Consider the following 19,803-nt stretch of genomic DNA (forward strand, 5'->3'; position numbering starts at 1 on the left):
CAAGGCGGCCAGCGCGGCGGCCAGGGCGGCCGTGGTGGCGGCCGGGACCGCGGCGGCAACTTCGGTGGCGGCGGCGCCATGGCGGACGCGCTCCGGAAGGCCGGCTTCGGCAAGTAAGGCTCAGAAGTACATGAAGGCCCCCATCCTGTACCTAGGCGCAAGGATGGGGGCCTTCATGTACTTGGGTCAGGGGTTCATCGCGTAGGCGCCGGAGAGATCGCGGACCAGGGACCACACGTGGTCGAAGCGGTCCGCGTCCACGACCGGCTTCCGGATCGAAGCGAGCGCCAGCGCCTGCTGCGCCTCGGTCGAGGACGACTTCCCGTGCAGGTCGATCGCCGCGACGCTGAAGTCCTGCACCAGCACGGCGAAGATCTGGTCGACGACCTCGGTCTCGATGCCGGTGATCTCCGCCTGCTCCAGCACCAGCTGCCCGTAGACGACCAGCGTGAACAGCTCGGTCAGCGCGAGGCCGAAGTCGAGATCCTGCTGCTGCGCCTCGTCCGGGGCCGCGTCGGTGAACAGCTTCACCAGCGCTTCGGCCTGTTCGGTGAACCGCGCGACGTTCGGGATCGCGGACGCCTTGGCGTAGGCCTCGCGCCAGTCGTGGAACCGTACCTTCGACAGCCCGCGCGCGGGGCCCTGGCGGAACAGGAATTCGTCGTCCGCCGCGTCGGAACGGGTCGGCACCGGCTCGTACGCCTGCGGCGCGAACAGGTACGCGGGCACGAACTTCGCGATCAGCGCGAGGTTCACCGCCACCGTGCCTTCGAGTTTCGGCAGGCCGTCGATGTCGTTCTTGGACATCGCGAGATAGGTGTCGGCCTCGAAACCCTTGGCCGCCACCACATCCGCGACCAGGCCGATGACCTTCTGCGCCTCGGTGGTCACCTTCATCTTGGTGATCGGGTTGAACAGCAGGTACCGGCGGTCGTCCGCGTTCGCGCTACGGAAGTAGTCCACGGCGCGGTCGGAGAACAGCTTCATCGCGACGAGCCGCGCGTACGCCTCGACGAATTCCCGGCGCACGTGCGGGAAATCGGTGACCTTCTTGCCGTAGAGCACCCGGTTGTGCGCGTGCGTGATCGCCTCGTACAGCGAGTGCGTCGACATCCCGATGCCGCCGAAGCACAGGTTGAACTTGCCGATGTTGACCGTGTTCAGCGCCGCGGAGAACGCTTCGGCGCCGACGTGCAGGATGTCCTCTTCGGACACCGGATAGTCGTTGAGCTCGAACTCGGCGACGTACATCTGCGAGGGCACGACGTTCTTCACCACACGGTAGTTCGGGTGTTCCGAGTCCGCGTAGAAGAACACGTACTGGTCCGGGCCCTCGACCCCTTCGATGCGGCCGAACACGGACACGGTCCGCGCGCAGTTCCCGTTGCCGATGTAGTACTTCGACCCGTTCGCCCGGTAGCCGCCCGCACCGTCCGGGGTGAGCACGAGGTCCGACGAGTAGATGTCGGCACCATGGTCCTTTTCGGACAGTCCGAACGCGGCGACGCCGCCGGCCGCGAGCGAGTCCGCCGCGCGTTTGCGGGCGGCCTCGTTCGCGCTCTGCCACACCGGGCCCAGGCCGAGGATGGTGACCTGCCACGGGTACCAGTAGTTCAAGCCGTAGAAGCCGAGGATTTCCGACAGGGCCGCGACCCGCGCGGTGTCCCAGCGCTTGTCGGGGTTCCCCTCGGCGTCGGCGCCGGGAGTGAGGAACGTGGAGAACAGGCCTTCCTTGCCCGCGAACTCGATGAAGTCCGCATAGAAGGTCCGGCCGTGATAGTCCTCGACGAGCTTGCGCTTGCCACGCTGTTCGAACCACTCGATGGTGGCACGCAACAGGCGACGCGTCTCCGGGTCGAACTGCTGGGGGTCGTACCCACCCGGGTTCAGCAACAACGCGGTCGCCTTTTCGCTCATGGTCACTCCTGGTCAGCCGAAGTTACTACCCGGTAACCGTAGCGCCTCGCTTCGCCGTCCGGCCACCGAACTCGACCGAAGTCACCCGTCCACGCTCGTCGCGCAGGAACCGCGCGGTGGGCTTGCGGGTGTCCGCTGCCGGGGCGATCGTGTCCCCGCCGACGAAAACGGCCTCGAATGGCGGAGGCGACGGGAAGTCCTCGATATCGGCGACCAGCTGAGCCCAGAGGGCGCCGTCCCGGTCGCTGATCACGAACGCCAGGTCACCGGTCTGGTAGCGGCCCAGGTACTCGGCGAGATCCGGCTGGGGCACGGGCTGCGGGCTCACGAGCGGAGGCAGCCCGACCACGTTCTCCAGGCACCAGTCGACGATCTTGGCGCCCAACGCCGATCCGCCCGCGCTGTTGCTCAGCACCGTGACGGCGAAATCGTGCTCGGGCAGCGTCACGAAATCCGACAGCTGCAGATTGCTCACGTTGCCGCCGTGCCGGACCAGCCGGGCCTCGCCGTGAGTCGTGTGCAGCCAGCTCAGGCCGACCTCCTCGAAGCGCAGCGCGGCCTTGCGCTGCGGCGCACGCATGAGGTCACGGGTGGCCTCGCTGAGCGGCGGCTTCCCCTCGGCCTCGCCGGTCAGGAAGAACCGGGCCCACTTCAGCTGGTCACCCGCCGTCGACCAGAGGCCGCCGCTCGCGCTGTCGGCCCGGGTCAGGCCCACGGTGTGCTCGACCGCCGGTCTCCCGTCACGCAGGACGTGACCGACGGCGTGACGCCGGGTGAGCACCTCCCACGGCAGGTAATACGACTCGGTCATGCCGAGCAGTTCGAGCAGCCGGGCGCGGACGACGTCCTCGAAAGGCTCGCCCACGGCCACCTCGACGACCCGTCCGGCCAGCTGGAACCCGGCGTTGCAGTAGGAGAACACCTCGCCGGGCGCGAAATTCTGCGGGAGTTCGCCGAACTTCGCGATCGCGAGGGCCAGCGCGTCGTCACCCCATCCGGTGGTGAAGTCCACGTCGCCGAGGAACCCGGCCGAATGTGTGAGCAGATGGCGCAGGGTCACCGTCTTCCGCGCCACCGGATCCGCCAGCGGGAGATCGGGAAGGTGTTCGACGACCGGCCGGTCCAGGTCCAGCACCCCGTCTTCGACCAGGGCGAGCACGGCGGCCGCGGCGAACGTCTTGCTGGTGGAGCCGATCATGAACAACGTGCCGGGATCGACCGGCAGCCCGGTGTCCACACTGGACACTCCGGTGGCGAACACCGACTCCTCGCCCCGGTACGTCACCCCCACCACGGCCCCGGGGACACTCGCGCGACGCGCCTCCTCGTCGAGCACCCCTTGCAGTTCCTGAACGTTCGACACCCGTGTCCCCTTTCGTCCGGTCAGGTCAGCGTTTCACCGCGAGGCCGGGTCCGGCTCGTACGAACCGACGAACATCACCGGGCCGGTGCGGGCGATATCACGTAGCCGGGGAGATCACGACCCAGTACACTGAACCTGCGGTCCGCTCAGTTCTGCCTCGGGCCGCGTTTCGTTGTCGAAGACCACGCGCCGCGGCCCCCGAGGTCTGCGCCGGGCAGGACAACCCTTTCTATCCTTACGGAGATACCAGGGCGCACCTGTGCCCACACGCTTATGAGCACACCTACCTTCACCGAACTCGGCCTGCCCAAGACGATCGTCGACGCGCTCGCCGAACAGGGCGTCACCAGCCCGTTCCCGATCCAGGCCGCCACGCTGCCGCATTCGCTGGCCGGCCGGGACGTCCTCGGCCGCGGCCGCACCGGCTCCGGCAAGACGTACGGTTTCGTGCTGCCCGTCCTCGCCCGGCTCGCCGACGGCCCGACGCGGCGCCGCCCCGGCCGCCCGCGCGCGCTGGTCCTGGCGCCGACCCGCGAGCTGGCGACCCAGATCGAGGCGTCGTTCCTGCCGCTGGCCAAACCGCTCGGCCTCAAGGTCACCACGATCTTCGGCGGGGTCAGCCCGAACCCGCAGATCACCCGCCTGCGTGACGGCGTCGACATCGTCGTCGCCTGCCCCGGCAGGCTCGCCGACCACATGCGTTCCGGCGAGGCGAAGCTCGACCACGTCGAGATCACCGTGCTGGACGAGGCCGACCACATGGCCGACCTCGGCTTCCTGCCCGACGTGCGGCGCATCATGGCCGAGACCCCGGAGCGCGGGCAGCGGCTGCTGTTCTCCGCGACCCTCGACGCGGGTGTCGACGTGCTGGTCAAGCGCTTCATGCACGACCCGGTGACGCACAGCGTCGACTCGGCGCAGTCGCCGGTCGCGACCATGAAGCACCACGTGCTGCACCTGGAGGAGACCCACCGGCTGCCGGTGCTGATCGACCTCACCGCCGCCCCGGGCCGCACGCTCGTGTTCACCCGCACGAAGCACCGCGCCAAGCAGCTGACGCGCAAGCTCATGGCCTCCGGCGTGCCGGCGGTCGAACTGCACGGCAACCTCGGCCAGACCGCGCGGACCCGCAACCTGGAGGCGTTCGCGTCCGGCGCGGCGAAGACGCTGGTCGCGACCGACATCGCCGCGCGCGGTATCCACGTCGACGACGTCACGCTCGTCATCCACGCCGACCCGCCGGTCGAGCACAAGGCGTACCTGCACCGCTCCGGCCGGACGGCGCGGGCCGGGGCGTCCGGCACCGTCGTCACGCTGATGACCGACGCGCAGGTCGGCGACGTCCGCGACCTCACCCGCAAGGCGGGTATCAAGCCGACCACGACACAGCTCGGCCCCGGCCACCCGCTGCTGTCGGAGCTGGCGCCCGGTGAGCGTTCGTTCACCGCGTCGCCGCGGCGGCCGATCGTGGACACGCGGCCGAAGAAGGTCACCGCGTCCGGTGAGGCCATCCCGGCCAAGGGCGACGACGAAGAGCGTCCGGCTCGCGGCGGGCGTGGCGCCCGCGGCGGGCGTGGCCGCGGTCCCTCGGCCGGCGGCCGGGGTGCTTCCGGCGGCGGCCGGGGTGCTTCCGGCGGCGGCCGGGGTGCTTCGGGCGGCGGACGTCGCGATGGCTCCTCGGACGGCCGTTCGCGTCAGCCCCGCTCCGAGGGCGACCGTCGCGGCGCTTCCGCGGGCCAGGGCCGTCGCGGGGCCGAGTCCACCGGACGTCGCGAAGGCGCACCCAAGGGCGGCCAAGGTCGTCGCGCCGCCGCCGAAGCACAGCCGCGCCGCGGCTCCGGCGCGTCGAAGTCGCAATCCTCGCGGAACCAGTCCGGCGGCGCTCCCGCCCGTCGTGGCGGTGCCGCCGCGTTCTCTTCGGGAACCCGGGCCGGCTCGCGCCGCTCGCGCTGACCCATCCCGGACACGCGTGATCCCAGGCGGATCACGCGTGTCCGGAGGCGTAACTCGCGTGTTTGAAGGCGTAACTCCGTGATCCGGCTCCAATCACGCGAGTTACGCCTCTGATCACGCGAGTGACGGCTCCGTTCACGCGCGACGGGCGGCGGAGCGGGCCTCGGCGGCCGCGCGACGCTCTTCGAAACGTGACGCCTGGGTGTCGAGGGCCTTCAGGAACTGGTCGAGTTCGTCCCGCGCCTTCTCCCCCACCTCGCCGAGCCCTTCGAGCTCGAAGATCTTCCACTGCCGCAGCAGCGGCCAGATCACCTCGTCGTGGTGGATCCGCAGGTCGTAGATGCCCGCCTTCGCGATCAGGGCGGCCTTCCGCACGAAGCTCGGGATCACCGCGCCCGGCATCTGGAACTGGACGACCTCGTCGGTGATGGCGCGCATCATCGCGTCGGGTGAAAGCTCCAGCGACGCCTGCACCAGGTTCCGGTAGAAGAGCATGTGCAGGTTCTCGTCCATCGCGACCCGCGCGAGCAGCTTCTCGCACAGTGGATCCTGCGTGTATTTCCCGGTGTTGCGGTGCGAGATCCGCGTCGCCAGCTCCTGGAAGGACACGTACGCGAAGACGTTCAGCAGCGCCTTGTCGCCGCTGTCGTAGCCGGCCTCCATGGTCTGCATCCGCATGCGCTCCAGCTCGACCGGATCGACCGCGCGCGTCACCAGCAGATAGTCGCGGATGCAGATGCCGTGGCGGCCCTCTTCGGCGGTCCAGCGGTGCACCCACGTCCCCCACGCCCCGTCGCGGCCGAAGGCGCGCTCGATCTCGCGGTGGTAGCTCGGCAGGTTGTCCTCGGTGAGGAGGTTGACCTCCAGGGACGTCCGCGCGATCGGCGACACCCGCGACTGCTCGGGATCCCACGCCTCCCCGCCGAGATCGGCGAAGTTCCGGCCCTCGTCCCACGGCACGTACTCGTGCGGCATCCATTCCTTGGCGACCGAGAGATGCCGGTTGAGATTCTCCTCGACCGTCCCCTCGAGCTCGAGCATCAGCCGGGTGGTTTCGGGGACCGTCATGCGTTTCGTCCTTCCAGGGTACGGAAAACGCTACCTACGACACCGTAACTTACGGTGTCGTAGGTTTGCCACCTCCGGAAGATGAACGACTTACAGCGAGGCCGTCAGCCCCCTCGCCCGCAGCACCGAACGCTCCAGCGGACGGAACACCAGCAGCTCGATACCGACGCCGACCAGCAGGATCAGGAAGATCGCCGAGATCACGCCTTCCATGCTGTTGAACGACGAGCCCTCGTTGAGGTACGCGCCGAGCCCCTTGCCCAGCGCCGGGGACAGCGCGATCAGCTCGGCGGCCATCAGCGAACGCCACGAGAACGCCCAGCCCTGCTTGAGCCCGGCCAGGAACCCCGGCAACGCGGCAGGCAGCAGGATGTGCCGGGCCGACGAGAGCCGGTTCGCGCCCATCACCTGTCCGACGCGCGGCAGGATCGGCGGGATCTGGTCGATGCCCGAGACGAGGCCGTTCGCGATCGAAGGCACCGAACCCAGCAACACCACGAAGTAGATCGAGGCGTCGTTCAGGCCGAACCACAGGATCGCCGCCGGCACCCACGCCACCGACGGAAGGCTTTGCAGCCCGGTCAGGAACGGCCCGACCGCGGCGCGCACGATGCGGACCTTCGCCACCAGCAGGCCGAGCGGGGTCCCGATGATCACGCCGATCAGGAAGCCCAGCGCGGCCCGGTGCACCGACGTCCAGACGAATTCGAAGATCTCGCCGTCGACGGTGATGCCGACGAGTTCGTCCCACACCGCGAGCGGCGCGGGCAGCATCGACTCCGGCCAGAACGCGGCGGCCCACAGCGCCTGCCACAGCGCGACCAGCAGCGCCAGGAAGACCACCGGCGGCACGAAGCCGCGCAGGAACCGCTTGCCCCGGCTTTCCCGGCGTTCCCCGGTCGGGGTGTCGAGCGAATCGAGTCCCGCGCCGACGGCCTCGTCGGCGTCTTCCACCGCGGTTTCAGGGCGGTCAAGCCGCGGCATGGGTACTGATCACCTCCCGGAGGTGACCGGTGATCTCCAGCGTGAGCTCTTCGGCGTCGGAGGCCTGGACGTCGCGCCATTCCCGCACGACCCGGCCCGGCCGCGACGAGAGCAGCACGACCCGCTGGCCCAGCCGGACGGCCTCGCGGACGTCGTGGGTCACGAACAGCACCGAGGTTCCGGTGCTGCGGTAGACGCGCAGCAGTTCACCCTGCAGGACGTCGCGGGTGATGGCGTCGAGCGCGGCGAACGGCTCGTCCATCAGCAGCAGCGACTGCTCCGCGTCACCGCCGACACGCAAGGTCGCGGCCAGCGCCCTGGCGAGCGCGACACGCTGCCGCATCCCGCCGGACAGCTCGTGCGGCCGCTTGTCGCCCGCGCCGCCGAGGCGGACGAGTTCGAGCAGTTCGGCCGCCTTCTCGCGGCGCTCGGCCCGGCCGAAACCGGCGAGCCGCAGCGGCAGTTCCACGTTGCGGGCCGCGGTCAGCCACGGCATCAGCGCGGCTTCCTGGAACATGACCGCGGGCCGGGAGGTCTCGAGCGTGATCGAGCCCGACGTCGGCCGGTCGAGCCCGGCGACCAGGTTCAGCAGGGTGCTCTTGCCACAACCGGAGGCGCCGAGGAGACAGACGAACTCGCCGGGCGCCACCGTCAGATCCATCCCGTCGAGGGCCACGACGGCGCGGCCGGTCGGCCCGAACGCCTTCCGCACCCCGTCGAGCCGCACGGCGACATCGGTGGACAGGCCGGGCTCCAAGGTGGTCGTCATCGCTGATCCCCTCCGGTCACTTCGTCAGCCCGGGCGCGTTCACGCCGGGCTTGCCCTGCTCGGAGAGCACGGCGTTGAGCGGGCCGAAATCGGCGAACCCCTTGAGGTCCACCGCGGACTTCACCACGCCCGCGGTCACCGAGTCCTGCGCGAGCTGGGTGAAGGTCGACGCCACCGGGTCGATGCCGAGTTCGATGCCGGAGAAGGCGCGATCGAGGACGGCCTCGCTCAGTGTGCTGCCCGCGAGCGCCTTGAGCTCCCCGTTGACGACCTTCTTCGCCTCGGCGGGGTTGGTCTTCGCCCAGTCGATGGCGGCGAGTTCACCCTTGAGGATGGCGGTGACGGTCTCCGGGTGCTGCTGCAGGAATTCGCTGCGGACGATCACGACCGTGGTCGGGAACTTGCCTTCCGGCCACAGGTTCTTCTCGTCCAGCAGGACCTTCGCGCCCGCGTCCAGCACGAGCCGCGAGGACCACGGTTCGGGCAGCCAACCGCCGTCGAGCTCGCCCTTCTTGAAGGCGTCGAACGTCTTCGGGTTCTCGAGGTTGGTGATCTTGACGTCGGGCAGCTTCTTTTCGGCGATGAACTTCTTGAGCGCGACGTCCTGGGTGTTCGCCAGCGACGGTGTGGCGATGTTCTTGCCGGTGAGCTGCTCGGGAGCGGTGATCTCGGGCTTCACCACCAGCTGCGCTCCGCCGGTGACCGCGCCGGAGACCAGCTGGATGGCGCCCTTGGACTTGGTGAAGGCGTTGATCGCGGGCCCGGAGCCGATGAAGGCGATGTCGAGCGAGTTGCCGAGCAGCGCGTTGACCTCTTCGGGGCCGGCGTTGAACGTCTGCGTGGTGAGCTTCGTCGAGCCGATTTCCTTGGCGAAGAAGCCGTTCTTGACGCCGATCAGCGCGGGCGCGTGCGTCACGTTGGGGAAGTACCCGACACGCACCTCGGCCGCGGCACCCTGGCTCTTCTGCTCCGCCGGAGCGGCGCCGCTGTCCGCGCGTGAACACCCCGCGATCCCGCCGGCCAGTGTCAGGGCGGCGAAGGCCGCGGCCAGCAAACGGGTTCTGTGGTGGGTGCTCACGGAAGGTCGCCTTTCGGAGGGTACGACTTCGGCTCGGGTGATGGCGCGAGAGTCGCATGTTCACCCACGTGCCTGCATCGCCATCCGAATGACGGGAAAGATGCTGAGAATCCTTGACACCTGGCGGAACAGGTGTTCCACATATCAGGACCGGTGTAACGGTCCGGGCCGAACGGACGAATCACGCTTAGTGGTGACGCACCCTCGGACCGTCGCGATGGCGGGCGTGCTGACCGCCGGGATCGGCATGGGCGTCGTCGCGACGACGCTCAAGATCGCCGACGGCACGCACACCGTGCTCGACACCACCCTGTCGTCCACGACGGGGTTCCTCTTCCTCCTCGCCGGCGCCGTCGCGCACGTGCGCCGCGCCTCGAACCCCATCGGCCTGCTCATCGCGCTGGCCGGGCTCGCGTTGTTCACCGAGGACCTCCAGTTCTCCGACGAGCCGCTCACGCACACCCTCGGCTTGGCGCTTTCGGCCGCGTCCAGTCCGGTGATCGCGCATCTCGTGCTCGCCTTCCCGCACGGGAAACTCCGGTCCCGAGGGGAGCGGATCCTCGCGTTCTCCGCGTACGCCGTGGTCTTCGGGTCGGCGGTCCTCGGCCTGCTGGTCAACGACGATCCGCGGAACCTCGCCGCGGTCGCCGCCTCGCCGGAGGCCGAACAGCTGGTCAAACGGCTGCTGGAGCTGGTCGGCGCGCTGATCGGCGGCGGGGTCGTGGTGGTGCTGCTCTACCGCTGGCTCGCCGGGCGGCTCCCGCAGCGGCGGCTGCTCTCCCCCGTCCTCGCGATCGCCGTGGCCGGCGCGGTGAGCACCACGGTCGGCAGCGCGCTCGGCTCCGGGCATCCGTTCTCCGAACCGCTGCTCGACGTCTACCGGATCTCGTTCTGCCTGTGGCCGCTGACGTTCCTGATCGGGGTGCTGCGGGCGCGGGTCGGCAACGCGGAGATGATCCGGCTCCTGCTGGAACGCGACGGCTCCGGGCTGGCCGCGCTCGTGCAGGACGACGAGGTGTGGAAGGACAGCCGGTCGATCGACGCGCTCAACGCCGCCGCCGGGCTCGTCCTGGACAACCAGCGGCTGGCCGCGGAACTTGAGGAACGTCTCGTCGAGGTCCAGGCCTCCCGCGCCCGTATCGTCGCCGCCGCCGACGACGAGCGGCGGCGGGTCGAACGCGACCTGCACGACGGGGCACAGCAACGCCTGGTCAGCGTCGTACTGCTGCTGCGGATGGCGGAACGACGGCTCGGGGACGACCTCACGCCCGCCGTCGCGACCCTGCTGACCGGCACGATCGACGAACTGCAGGCCACCGTCACCGAACTGCGTGAACTCGCGCGCGGGCTGCGTCCCCCGATCCTCACCGAGGCCGGGCTGATCCCCGCGGTCCGGTCGCTGCTGGCCCGCGTCCCGATCGCCGTCGACCTCGCCGGGGCGGACGTGCCCCGGCTCAGCGGCGCCGTCGAGGCGACGGCGTACTTCGTCGTCTCGGAAGCGGTCACCAACGCGTTGAAGCACGCGCAGGCCGAACAGGTCCGGGTGTGCATCCGCGTCGAGGAGGACGGCCTGCGGGTGGACGTCCACGACGACGGCGTCGGCACGGCCGACCTCGGCGGCGGTTCCGGGCTGCACGGCCTCCGTGACCGGGTCCGGGCGCTCGGCGGCGAACTGACCGTCGCGAGCGAACCCGGCTCGGGCACCACGGTTTCGGCCGTCATCCCGACTGACGGCTAGGCGAGTCCGCGGATCGCGCGCGCGGGCGGCCGTGTCCCCTGGATCGACGCGACCATCTCCAGCACCTGCCGGGTACGCCGCACTTCGTGCACCCGGAACACCTTCGCCCCTTCGGCCACCGCCCACGCCGTCGCGGCGAGGGTGCCGTCGACCCGCTCCGCGAGTTCCACGCCGAGCGTCTCCCCGACGAAGTCCTTATTGGACAGTGCCATCAGCACCGGCCAGCCGGTGTCCGCCAGCTCCCGCGCGTGCCGCAGGAGCGCCAGGCTGTGCCACGTGTTCTTGCCGAAATCGTGCGTCGGGTCGATCAGCACCCCTTCACGCGGGACGCCGAGCGCCACGACGGCTTCGGCGTGGGCCGTCGTTTCCGCGACGACGTCCGCGACGATGTCCGGATAGCGCACCCGGAACGGACGGGTGCGCGGGACGGCGTTCCCGGTGTGCGAGCAGACGTAACCGGTGCCGAATTCCGCGGCGACCTCGGCCAGTTTCGGATCGGCGCCCGCCCAGGTGTCGTTGATCAGATCCGCGCCGGCCTCCGCCGCGCGCCTGCCCACCTCGTGGCGCCAGGTGTCGACGCTGATCACCAGGTCGGGATGCAGTTCCCGGATCCGCTCGACGAACGGGACCACCCGTCGGATCTCTTCCTCGACGTCGACGTCCGCGCCGGGGCCTGCCTTGACCCCGCCGATGTCCACGATGTCGGCGCCCTCCGCCACCACCCTGGCGACGGCGGCGAGCGCGTCCGGATCCGAGAAGGTCGCGCCCTTGTCGTAGAACGAATCGGGGGTCCGGTTGACGATAGCCATGACCAGGGCGCGGTCCCTGGCGACGCGGCGCCCGCGGAAGGTCAGCTCGTTCACGCACCGATCGTAGGCGAGCGGACGCCCGGAGACCGAAAGTGCCGCCCAGCGGGACCGTCCCGGGGACCGGGAGCGCCCATTCGAGTGGCATATCTGATATATGACGTAAGAGATCGGATCTCTCTTGACTCGCCGTCGAACACGCGGGTAGACGTTGTTCAGCCGGGATGGCGACGGACGGCGGATCGGCATCCCGGCCACTCATTCCCCCGGTTTCCTTGCGCAGGAAGGACCTCGAATGGCACCGGATCCTCGTCGCGCGGCACGGCTTTCGCGACGCACCGTGCTGGCGGGAACCGCGGGCGCCCTCGGCGCGCTCACCCTGCCCGGCGTGGCCACCGCGGCGCCGGTGGACTGGTCGCGCGCGGTCGTCGACTCGACGATGAAACGCCACACCCCGGCCACGCTCGGCGGGTGGGGCTACACCCGTGGTCTCTACCTCTACGGCCAGTACCTGGTGTACCGGCGCACCGGCGAGAAGTCCTACCTCGACTACATCCTCGCGTGGTACGACCGATTCGTCACCGACAGCGGTATTTCCAACGGGTTCACCAACCTGGACGCGATGCGCTCCGGGCAGATGTTCCCCTTGCTGTACACCGAAACCGGGCAGGCGAAGTACAAGACCGCGGCGGAGCAGCTACGTGGCCGCTTCCCGTCCTATCCCCGGACGTCCGACGGCGGGATGTTCCACGCCACGAGCCGGGTCGGGCAGTTGTGGGCGGACGGCGTGTACATGGCGCAGCCGTTCCTCGCCCTGTACGGCAAGACCTTCGGCGATGCCGGCTACTGCTACGAAGAAGCCGCGAAGAACGTCAGCGTCTACTTCGACCACCTCAAGGAACCCGCCAAGGGCCTGCTCTACCACGCCTACGACGAGGACGGCTCGGAACCGTGGGCTTCGGGCGCCGGACGGCATTCGAAGTACCACTGGGGGCGGGCGATCGGCTGGCTCGGGATGACGGCGATCGACCTCCTCGAAATCCTTCCCCGCGACCATCCGCGGCGGCGTCGTCTCGTGGACGTCGTCGAATTCCTCGCGGCCGGCTACCGGCGCTGGCAGGACCGGGCTTCGGGCCGCTGGTTCCAGGTCGTCGACCGGGGCGGCGACAAGGACAACTGGCTGGAGACGTCGGCCTCGGCGATGTACACGTTCCTGCTGTCCCGCGCGGTGCAACGCGGCCACGTCGGCCCGGAGTACGGACCAGTGGCCGCGAAGGGCTATCGCGGGGTTCTGTCCCAGGTTTCGACCGGATCCGACGGATTGACCGATATCGCGAACATTTCCGAAGGCACCAACGTCGGCGACACGGCGTATTACTACGCGCGTAAACGCAACACCAACGATTTCCACGGTCTCGGCGCGTTCCTCATCATGAATGAGCAACTCGCCCGCTGAGGTCGCCGCACCGGCCGAAGGACGCCTTCCCCGCTTCCGACCTGGGGAAAGCGTCCTTCGGTCGGTTTCCGGGCGGGTGCCGGGTATTGACCGGAGGCGCTAACATCGCGTGCTGCGACGCCCACTCCCAGGAGGGACGACCGGATGCGCGAGACGCCGCCCCCGGCTTCTTATACCCGGCTCGAACTCGGTGACACCAGCACGATCCCGGTCGGTGTGACGGTTTCCCCGCACATCTCACTGGTTTCGATGCTCGTCGAGGTCGTCGGCGGGTACGACCGCGGCCTGCCCGCCGCCTGGCGCCGTCAGGTGGGCTCGGCGATCCCGGAGCAGGGATACCGCGCGGCGAGCGCGCTCGCCCGCCGCGGCACCTCGGTACAGCCGGACTTCATCGTCCCGATCAGTCCCGGTGAGGACTCTTCCGCCGCCACCCAGGCGGAGATGCTGCGCGAACTGCCGGAGGCCGACGTCCTGAAAGGCCTGGAAGAGGTCTTCGGCGACCGGTTGCCCGCGCAGTGGCGGCAGGCCGCCGACCATCCGAGACGCTGGGTCGCCTCGATCGCGGACGCCTTCACCGCGACCAGGCTGGCGACCGAAAATCTCTGGACCAAGGCCCGCCCCCTGCTCGACCGCGAGATCGAACGCATCGGCGTCGCCTCCGTCCGCGGCGGGACGGACGCGGTACTCGGCCTGCTGCGGCCCCATTTCCGGTTCAGCAACGGATGTCTCCTGCTGCCCGACGCCGAACCGGCGCGGTACACCACCCGTGGCCGCAAGCTGATCCTCGTCCCGATGCTCGCGGGCAGCCGTTCGGTGGTGTCCAACTTCGACGAAGAGGACGCCATCTGGATCGGTTACCCGCTGCCGGGGCTCGACGGCCTGCTCGACGGCGGCAAGACCGAACCGGCCCCGGGTGTCGACGGGCTCGACCTGGTGGTCGGAGCCCACCGCGCGAAACTGTTGCGGCATCTGGGAAAACCGGCCCGGATGGGCGAGATCGCGAATCTGCTGTCGTGCGCGGCGAGCACCGCGACCTACCACTGCGAACAGCTCGTTTCGGCGGGTTTGATCCAGCGGCACCGCGAGGGCCAGGTCGTCCTCGTGGTCCGGACTCCTCGCGGTGACGCGCTGGTGGACCTGCTCTCCTGACTAGGGGTGCCGTGGGCTGAAAGCGTCCTTCACCGCATCTGATGCGAGGAAAGCGCCCTTCACCGCGTGAGACGAGGCGAAGGACGCTTTCAGCCCGCACTAGACCCGCTGCAGCCCCGGCTTGCCGGCCTCGACGACGTACGAACGGTCCGCGGCCAAGGTCACCTTCGAGAAGTCGTACTCGGTGGTGTCCGAAACCGTCATGAAATCCGCCCGCATCTGCGTTTGCGACGCCGTCACCCGGACATAGCCGCGCTTTCCCCGGCAGTACTTGATGTGCGGGTTGTTCGAGAGCCACGTCGACGACGGGTCGGTCGCGGTGTCGCTGTTGCTCGTGACCGAGGTCGTCACGAGTTCCGAACCGAACACCGGGTCGCTGTGGTTGAAGTAGTCGCGGCGCAGATCGGCCGCCCAGTGCCGGTGGACGTCGCCGGTCAGCACGATCGGGTTCGGCACCTTGCGGTCCACGATGCCCTTCGCGATCCGGTCGCGCGAGGCCTCGTAACCCTGCCAGGAGTCGGGGCTCTCGCACGTCGCCTTGTTGCCGTCGCCGTCACGGGTGGCGAAGAAGACCTGCTGGCCGAGGAAGTCCCACTTCGCCGGCTGCGTCTCCAGCGCCTTCAGCAGCCACGCTTCCTGTGTGGTGCCGAGGATGCTGCGCGACGTCGACCGCATGTCGGTGCACGCCGGTCCCGTCGTACCGGAGGGGTCGGGCACCTGCGCGCTGCGGTATTGACGGGTGTCGAGCATGTGGAACCGGGCGAGGTTCCCCCACGTGAACTGGCGGTACAGGCGGATCGACGCGCCGCTCGGCTTGGCGGTGGAGCGGATCGGCATGTTCTCGTAGAACGCCTGGAATCCGGCGGCCTTGCGGTCCGCGGTGGCCGGGCTGGTGGTGCCGTTCCAGTTGTTCATCACCTCGTGGTCGTCGAAGACCACGATCCACGGCGCCATCGCGTGCGCGTTCTGCAGGTCGGCGTCGGTCTTGTGCTGGGCGTGCCGCGCGCGGTACTGCGCGAGGGTCGTGACGTCCTCGGTGAAGGCCAGCCTGCGCGGATTCCGCTCGGCGGCGGCACGGCCGGACTTCCGCTCGTACATGTAGTCGCCCAGGAACAGCACCAGTTCGGGGTTGTCGGCGAGCATGCCCTTGTACGAGTGGTACCAGCCTTCCTCCCAGTGCTGACACGAGGAGAAGCAGTACTTCAGCTGGTTCACCGCGGCACCGGCGGCGGGCGCGGTCCTGGTCCGGCCGACCGGCGAGATGTAGCCACTGGTCTTGAACCGGTAGAAGTATTCACGTCCCGGCTCTAGTCCGACCGGTTCGATGTGCACGCTGTGCCCGGAGGCGCGGGCCGCGGTCACGGTGCCCCGCTGCGCGATCGAGGTGAACGCCTGGTCGTTCGCGAGTTCCCAGTCCACTGTGTACGAAGCGTCCGGCATCCCGCCGAAACCGTCGGGGTTCAGCGGCGCGGGCGCGAGCCGCGTCCACAGCACGACACTGTCCGGCAGCGGGTCACCCGAGGCGACCCCGAGCTGGAACGGATCGTGGATGGCGGGCGCCGCCGCCAGCGTTCTCGCGTTCGCCCACGAAGGCACCGTCGACGACAACGCCGCCGCCGAAACCGCCGCGGCACCGCCGAGGAGTACCGCCCGCCGATTCACCTGGCCCATGAAAATTCAACCTTTCGAAGTGGGGAAAGAAGAGGGGAGGGATTTCACGCGGCGTAATCGGTGATGCCGCCACTACAGGCTTCGAGCGTCGGATTGGCGGCGGCGTTGGCGACGCAGACCTTGTAATAGACCCACGATCCCTTCGCGACCGGCACGGCCTTGTCGACGTGGGTGCCGTTGCCGCCGGAAGCCCAGACGTAGAACGGGCCGGCGCCGCCCTTCAGCCAGTAGGCGACCACGGCGGACTTGCCGTCGGCGTCCTTGTCGTAGACGAGGAAATGAGCATCCGATGAACGGAACTGCCCCTCACCCGCGCAGACGCCGGTGGAACATTCGGCGCTACCGGAACCGACTCCGCAGTCGGGCGCGATGCGCTGATCGGAACCGGTGTAGACGTAACCGTCCGAGATGTAACCGCCCAGCGCGGGAACGTAGTCCCACAACGTCGTCGTGCCCAGCGGGCCGGCGACGGAGGTCCCGATCGTCTGGCAGTCGATGGTCACCGTGGCGCCGTTGGCGACCGTGCGCACCGCGGTCGAGGAGGTGCTCGGGGCGCGGCGGACGTTCAGCGGATCACCCGCCGTCTTCACGGTCCCGGTGGCCGCGGCCACCGCGGGAGTGGCTCCGGCGAGGCCCAAGGCGCCCGCCGTCACCAGCACGAGAAAGAAACCGGCGAGCCGCCGGACACTTGAACGCTTCATGACCGCAGGGTCGACCGGCGTCGTACACATCACGTACAAACCGGACCGGTGTCTGCACATGCATGCGAATGGATCTAGCCAACCATGGCGGGACGGCAATATTATCGGCGGATATGGGGCTCCTGCCGTATTGGCGGTTTAGGTGACTATTCTCGGGTTTCGCGTTCTCGGTCCGCTCGAAGTGGCGGTGGACGGGCAGGTGGTGCCGCTCGGCGGCCCCAAACCCCGTCTGCTGCTGGCCGCTCTCCTGCTCCAGCCCAACGTCGTCGTCTCCACCGAACTGCTGATCGAGGTCCTGTGGCCTTCGTCGGCTCCCCGGTCGGCGGCCGCGAACATCCGCACCTACGTCCACTCACTCCGCAAACGCCTCGCCGACCACGACCCCGCGCTCGGGGAGCGCATCGGGAGCCGGGCGTCCGGATACATCCTCAAGGCCACGCCCGAGGAGATCGACCACATCCGGTTCGGCGAACTGGCCGCCCGCGCGCAGGACGCGCTCGGCCGTGGCGAGGCCGAATCCGCACTCGACCTGCTGGATCAAGCCGAAGCCCTGTGGCGCGGGGAAGTACTCGAAGGCCTCCCCCACGACCACGGCTGGGGCGCGACCGTGGCGCGGCTGTCGGAACTGCGGCTGGCGGTGCAGGAACAGCGGCTGCGGGCGAGGATCGAACTCGGCCGGACCGCGGAGGCCGTCGCCGAACTGCGCGGCCTGGTCACCGAGCATCCCCTGCGCGAGGAGCTCTGGCAGCAGCTGATCGTCGCGCTGCGGGCCGACGGCCGCACGGCCGACGCGATCGAGGCCTACGAAACGGCCGAGAAGGTGCTGGCCGAGGAGCTCGGCACCGAACCGGGCCCGCGGCTGAGGGAGCTGCGGGCCTCGCTGGTCCTCACCCCGTCCGCGACCCAGGACGCGGTGTCCGCGGCCCTCACCCGGCCGATGGCGCCGGTCTGCCAGCTGCCGCTGGACCTGCCGGACTTCACCGGCCGCGACGACGTGGTCGGCAAGCTCGTCGGCCTCTTCCGCGAGCGCCGCGAGCAGGGAAAGCCGGCGATCGCGGTGCTTTCGGGGGCGCCGGGGATCGGCAAATCCTCCGTCGCGATCCGGGTGGCGCACGCGGTCCGGGACGACTTCCCGGACGGTCAGCTGCACGTCGACCTCGCCGGGACGTCCTCCTCGCCCCGGCCCCCGATGACGGTGCTCGCCGAGCTGCTCCGCGCGCTGGGCGTCCCCGACGCGGGGCTGCCGCGCGATCTTCCCGAACGCGCGGCGTTGCTGCGGTCCCGGCTGTCGACCACGCGGATGTGCGTGGTCCTCGACGACGCCGGCAGCGCGGCGCAGGTCCGGCCGCTGCTGCCCGGCGCGGGTTCGTGCGCGGTGCTGATCACGAGCCGGATCCGGATGCCGGATCTGGCCGGGGCGACCCCGGTCGACGTCGAACTCCTTCCCGAAGCCGAGGCCGCGAAGCTGCTCGAAGGCATCGTCGGCGCCGAGCGGGTCGCCGCGGAGCCGGAGTGCGCGACGGCGATCCTGCGTCACTGCGGGTATCTACCGCTGGCGATCCGGGTCGCCGGGGCGAAGCTGACGCACCGGCCGGGCTGGACGTTGCGCGTGCTGGCGGACCGGCTGCGGGACGAGAGACGAAGATTGGACGAACTCCGCGTCGGCGATCTCGCCGTGCGGGCGAGTGTCACCCTCAGCTACGACCTGCTGCCCATGTCGGCGGCGACCGCGTTCCGCGGCCTCGGCGGGCTCGGCTCGGTGCAGTTCCCCGGCTGGGTGGTCGCGGCCCTGCTCGGCCGCGAGCACGGGGACGACGTCCTCGACGTGCTGGTGGACGCCCATCTGGTCGAGCTCAGTGGCTCGGACACCACCGGCGAGCCTCGCTACCGCCTGCACGACCTGTTGCGGTGTTACGCGCTCGAACTCCGCGCGCAGGACGTCCCGGCGAAGGCGCACGGCGCCACGAAACGGGTGTTGGAGGGCTATCTCGCGCTCGCTGTCGAGGCCGCGGACCGGTTGCCGATCCACTTCTTCGGCCTCTACCGGGACGACACCGCGGCCCAGCCCGCGCTCCCCCGGGGGACCGGCAGGCTGATCGAGGATCCGGCCGCGTGGTTCGCTGCCGAACGGCACACCTGTGTCGCCGCCGTCTCGCTGGCCGCCGACCTCGGCTTCGATTCGCTGGCCTGGCGGCTCGCCGCCGCGCTGGCGCCGTACTTCGACCAGCGCGGTCACCAGGACGACTGGCTGCAGACGCACGCCGTCGCGCTGGCCGCCGCCCGGCGGTCCGGCGAGGTCCGCGGCGAGGCGATCATCCAGCGCAACCTCGGGCAGATCCAGCTCTACCAGGACAGCTACGCCGAGGCCCTGGTCGCGTTCGAGCAGTCGCAACTGCTGTTCGACAAGGTCGGCGACGCGCAGGGCGCGGCGATCGCGCTGGCCGGGCTCGGCACGGTGCTGCGGATCAAGGGCGAGGACACCGTCGCGCTGGAGCACTGTCACGCGGCACTCGACCAGTTCTCGGCGGCGGGCGACCCGCATGGCGAGGCCCTCGCGCGGATCGCCATCGGTGCGGTGTGGCTCGCGCGGCACCGGTTCGCCGAAGCGGAACGCTGGTTCACCGAAGCCCTCGAACAGTCCGCCCGGATCGGGGACCGGCATCGGGAGGCGCACGCGTTGAAGCGGCTCGCGATGCTGCGTCAGCATCAGGGCGACCTCGCGGGCGCGCGGGAGTGGGTCGACCGCGCCATCGCCCTCTTCAACGAACTCGGCGACGACCACTGCGTCGGCTACGCGAACCAGAATCTCGGCGAGCTGTACCTGCACAGCGGCGATCTGGCGCACGCGCAACTGCTGCTGGTCAATTCGCTGAGCGTGCACCGGCGCAACGGGGACCGCCGGTCCGAGGCCGAGGTGTCGCAGTTGCTCGGGGAACTGCACGAGGCGCTGAGCCAGCCCGAGCGGTCTCGGACCTATTCGGAACGCGCGCTGGCGTTGTGGCGGGAACTCTCCGCACGGCCGCAGGAATCCGCGCTCGCTTCACGTCTTCAGGAGTCGGCCGAAGCGTCCTACAACGACTCCGCGAGCGCCTGACCGTTTCGCCCTTCGACACCTGATCGCGGTGTTCACGCACCGCGATCAGGTGCCGA

The 19,803-nt window shown here is 69.6% G+C and carries 14 protein-coding genes; 5 read left to right on the forward strand and 9 right to left on the reverse strand.

Annotated features, from left to right (window positions below; genetic code table 11):
- Positions 1-186: 186 nt before the first annotated feature.
- A complete protein-coding gene (locus ACSMFO_RS14860) occupies positions 187-1,917 on the reverse strand; it encodes an acyl-CoA dehydrogenase (protein WP_436459027.1) in 1,731 nt (576 codons plus the stop codon).
- 25 nt (positions 1,918-1,942) lie between these two features.
- A complete protein-coding gene (locus tag ACSMFO_RS14865; protein ID WP_436459028.1) occupies positions 1,943-3,280 on the reverse strand; it encodes a serine hydrolase domain-containing protein in 1,338 nt (445 codons plus the stop codon).
- Positions 3,281-3,553: 273 nt separating this feature from the next.
- Here ACSMFO_RS14865 and ACSMFO_RS14870 point away from each other — a divergent pair, with 273 nt between their 5' ends.
- Positions 3,554-5,233 (forward strand): DEAD/DEAH box helicase, encoded by a 1,680-nt coding sequence (locus tag ACSMFO_RS14870; protein WP_436459029.1) that lies wholly within the window; start codon positions 3,554-3,556, stop codon positions 5,231-5,233.
- A gap of 135 nt (positions 5,234-5,368) precedes the next feature.
- On the opposite strand, the gene ACSMFO_RS14875 is transcribed toward ACSMFO_RS14870, so the two are convergent.
- The 4 genes from ACSMFO_RS14875 to ACSMFO_RS14890 form a co-directional block, all read right to left on the reverse strand.
- Positions 5,369-6,301: an acyl-ACP desaturase gene (locus ACSMFO_RS14875; RefSeq protein ID WP_038517929.1), complete on the reverse strand. Its 933-nt coding sequence runs from the start codon at positions 6,299-6,301 to the stop codon at positions 5,369-5,371.
- A gap of 90 nt (positions 6,302-6,391) precedes the next feature.
- Entirely contained in the window at positions 6,392-7,285 is an 894-nt protein-coding gene (locus ACSMFO_RS14880; RefSeq protein WP_436459030.1) for an ABC transporter permease, read from the reverse strand.
- Entirely contained in the window at positions 7,272-8,054 is a 783-nt protein-coding gene (locus ACSMFO_RS14885) for an ABC transporter ATP-binding protein (RefSeq protein ID WP_360122141.1), read from the reverse strand. The genes ACSMFO_RS14880 and ACSMFO_RS14885 overlap by 14 nt, the downstream gene beginning before the upstream one ends.
- Positions 8,055-8,070: 16 nt before the next feature.
- Positions 8,071-9,132: an ABC transporter substrate-binding protein gene (locus ACSMFO_RS14890; RefSeq protein ID WP_436459031.1), complete on the reverse strand. Its 1,062-nt coding sequence runs from the start codon at positions 9,130-9,132 to the stop codon at positions 8,071-8,073.
- A gap of 217 nt (positions 9,133-9,349) precedes the next feature.
- On the opposite strand from ACSMFO_RS14890, the gene ACSMFO_RS14895 reads away from it, so the two are divergent.
- Positions 9,350-10,870 (forward strand): sensor histidine kinase, encoded by a 1,521-nt coding sequence (locus ACSMFO_RS14895; RefSeq protein ID WP_436459273.1) that lies wholly within the window; start codon positions 9,350-9,352, stop codon positions 10,868-10,870.
- Here the strand turns inward: ACSMFO_RS14895 and folP are convergent.
- Positions 10,867-11,733 (reverse strand): dihydropteroate synthase, encoded by an 867-nt coding sequence (gene folP, locus ACSMFO_RS14900; RefSeq protein WP_083650052.1) that lies wholly within the window; start codon positions 11,731-11,733, stop codon positions 10,867-10,869. The two genes, ACSMFO_RS14895 and folP, sit on opposite strands and share 4 nt — an antisense overlap.
- Before the next feature lie 238 nt (positions 11,734-11,971).
- Here folP and ACSMFO_RS14905 point away from each other — a divergent pair, with 238 nt between their 5' ends.
- On the forward strand, positions 11,972-13,132 hold the full coding sequence (locus ACSMFO_RS14905) for a glycoside hydrolase family 88/105 protein (RefSeq protein ID WP_436459032.1): 1,161 nt from the start codon (positions 11,972-11,974) through the stop codon (positions 13,130-13,132).
- Positions 13,133-13,276: 144 nt separating this feature from the next.
- The gene (locus ACSMFO_RS14910) at positions 13,277-14,281 is read left to right on the forward strand and encodes a winged helix-turn-helix domain-containing protein (RefSeq protein ID WP_436459033.1); all 1,005 of its coding nucleotides are present in this window, start codon (positions 13,277-13,279) and stop codon (positions 14,279-14,281) included.
- A gap of 99 nt (positions 14,282-14,380) precedes the next feature.
- Here ACSMFO_RS14910 and ACSMFO_RS14915 read toward each other — a convergent pair whose 3' ends face one another.
- Positions 14,381-15,952 (reverse strand): alkaline phosphatase D family protein, encoded by a 1,572-nt coding sequence (locus tag ACSMFO_RS14915; RefSeq protein WP_436459034.1) that lies wholly within the window; start codon positions 15,950-15,952, stop codon positions 14,381-14,383.
- 44 nt (positions 15,953-15,996) lie between these two features.
- On the reverse strand, positions 15,997-16,653 hold the full coding sequence (locus ACSMFO_RS14920; protein ID WP_037346577.1) for an SH3 domain-containing protein: 657 nt from the start codon (positions 16,651-16,653) through the stop codon (positions 15,997-15,999).
- Positions 16,654-16,795: 142 nt separating this feature from the next.
- On the opposite strand from ACSMFO_RS14920, the gene ACSMFO_RS14925 reads away from it, so the two are divergent.
- Complete coding sequence (locus ACSMFO_RS14925; RefSeq protein WP_436459035.1) at positions 16,796-19,747, forward strand: BTAD domain-containing putative transcriptional regulator; 2,952 nt, start codon at positions 16,796-16,798, stop codon at positions 19,745-19,747.
- Positions 19,748-19,803: the final 56 nt, after the last annotated feature.

The sequence above is a fragment of the Amycolatopsis sp. w19 genome, assembly GCF_051373225.1.
Lineage (GTDB): Bacteria > Actinomycetota > Actinomycetes > Mycobacteriales > Pseudonocardiaceae > Amycolatopsis > Amycolatopsis japonica.

Bases quoted from the DNA above. Each gene is read 5' to 3' on its own strand.
- ACSMFO_RS14910 (WP_436459033.1), top strand. From the start codon at position 13,277: ATGCGCGAGACGCCGCCCCCGGCTTCTTATACCCGGCTCGAACTCGGT.
- ACSMFO_RS14885 (WP_360122141.1), bottom strand. From the start codon at position 8,054: ATGACGACCACCTTGGAGCCCGGCCTGTCCACCGATGTCGCCGTGCGG.
- ACSMFO_RS14870 (WP_436459029.1), top strand. From the start codon at position 3,554: ATGAGCACACCTACCTTCACCGAACTCGGCCTGCCCAAGACGATCGTC.
- ACSMFO_RS14895 (WP_436459273.1), top strand. From the start codon at position 9,350: ATGGCGGGCGTGCTGACCGCCGGGATCGGCATGGGCGTCGTCGCGACG.
- ACSMFO_RS14880 (WP_436459030.1), bottom strand. From the start codon at position 7,285: ATGCCGCGGCTTGACCGCCCTGAAACCGCGGTGGAAGACGCCGACGAG.
- ACSMFO_RS14905 (WP_436459032.1), top strand. From the start codon at position 11,972: ATGGCACCGGATCCTCGTCGCGCGGCACGGCTTTCGCGACGCACCGTG.
- ACSMFO_RS14875 (WP_038517929.1), bottom strand. From the start codon at position 6,301: ATGACGGTCCCCGAAACCACCCGGCTGATGCTCGAGCTCGAGGGGACG.
- ACSMFO_RS14860 (WP_436459027.1), bottom strand. From the start codon at position 1,917: ATGAGCGAAAAGGCGACCGCGTTGTTGCTGAACCCGGGTGGGTACGAC.
- ACSMFO_RS14915 (WP_436459034.1), bottom strand. From the start codon at position 15,952: ATGGGCCAGGTGAATCGGCGGGCGGTACTCCTCGGCGGTGCCGCGGCG.
- ACSMFO_RS14920 (WP_037346577.1), bottom strand. From the start codon at position 16,653: ATGAAGCGTTCAAGTGTCCGGCGGCTCGCCGGTTTCTTTCTCGTGCTG.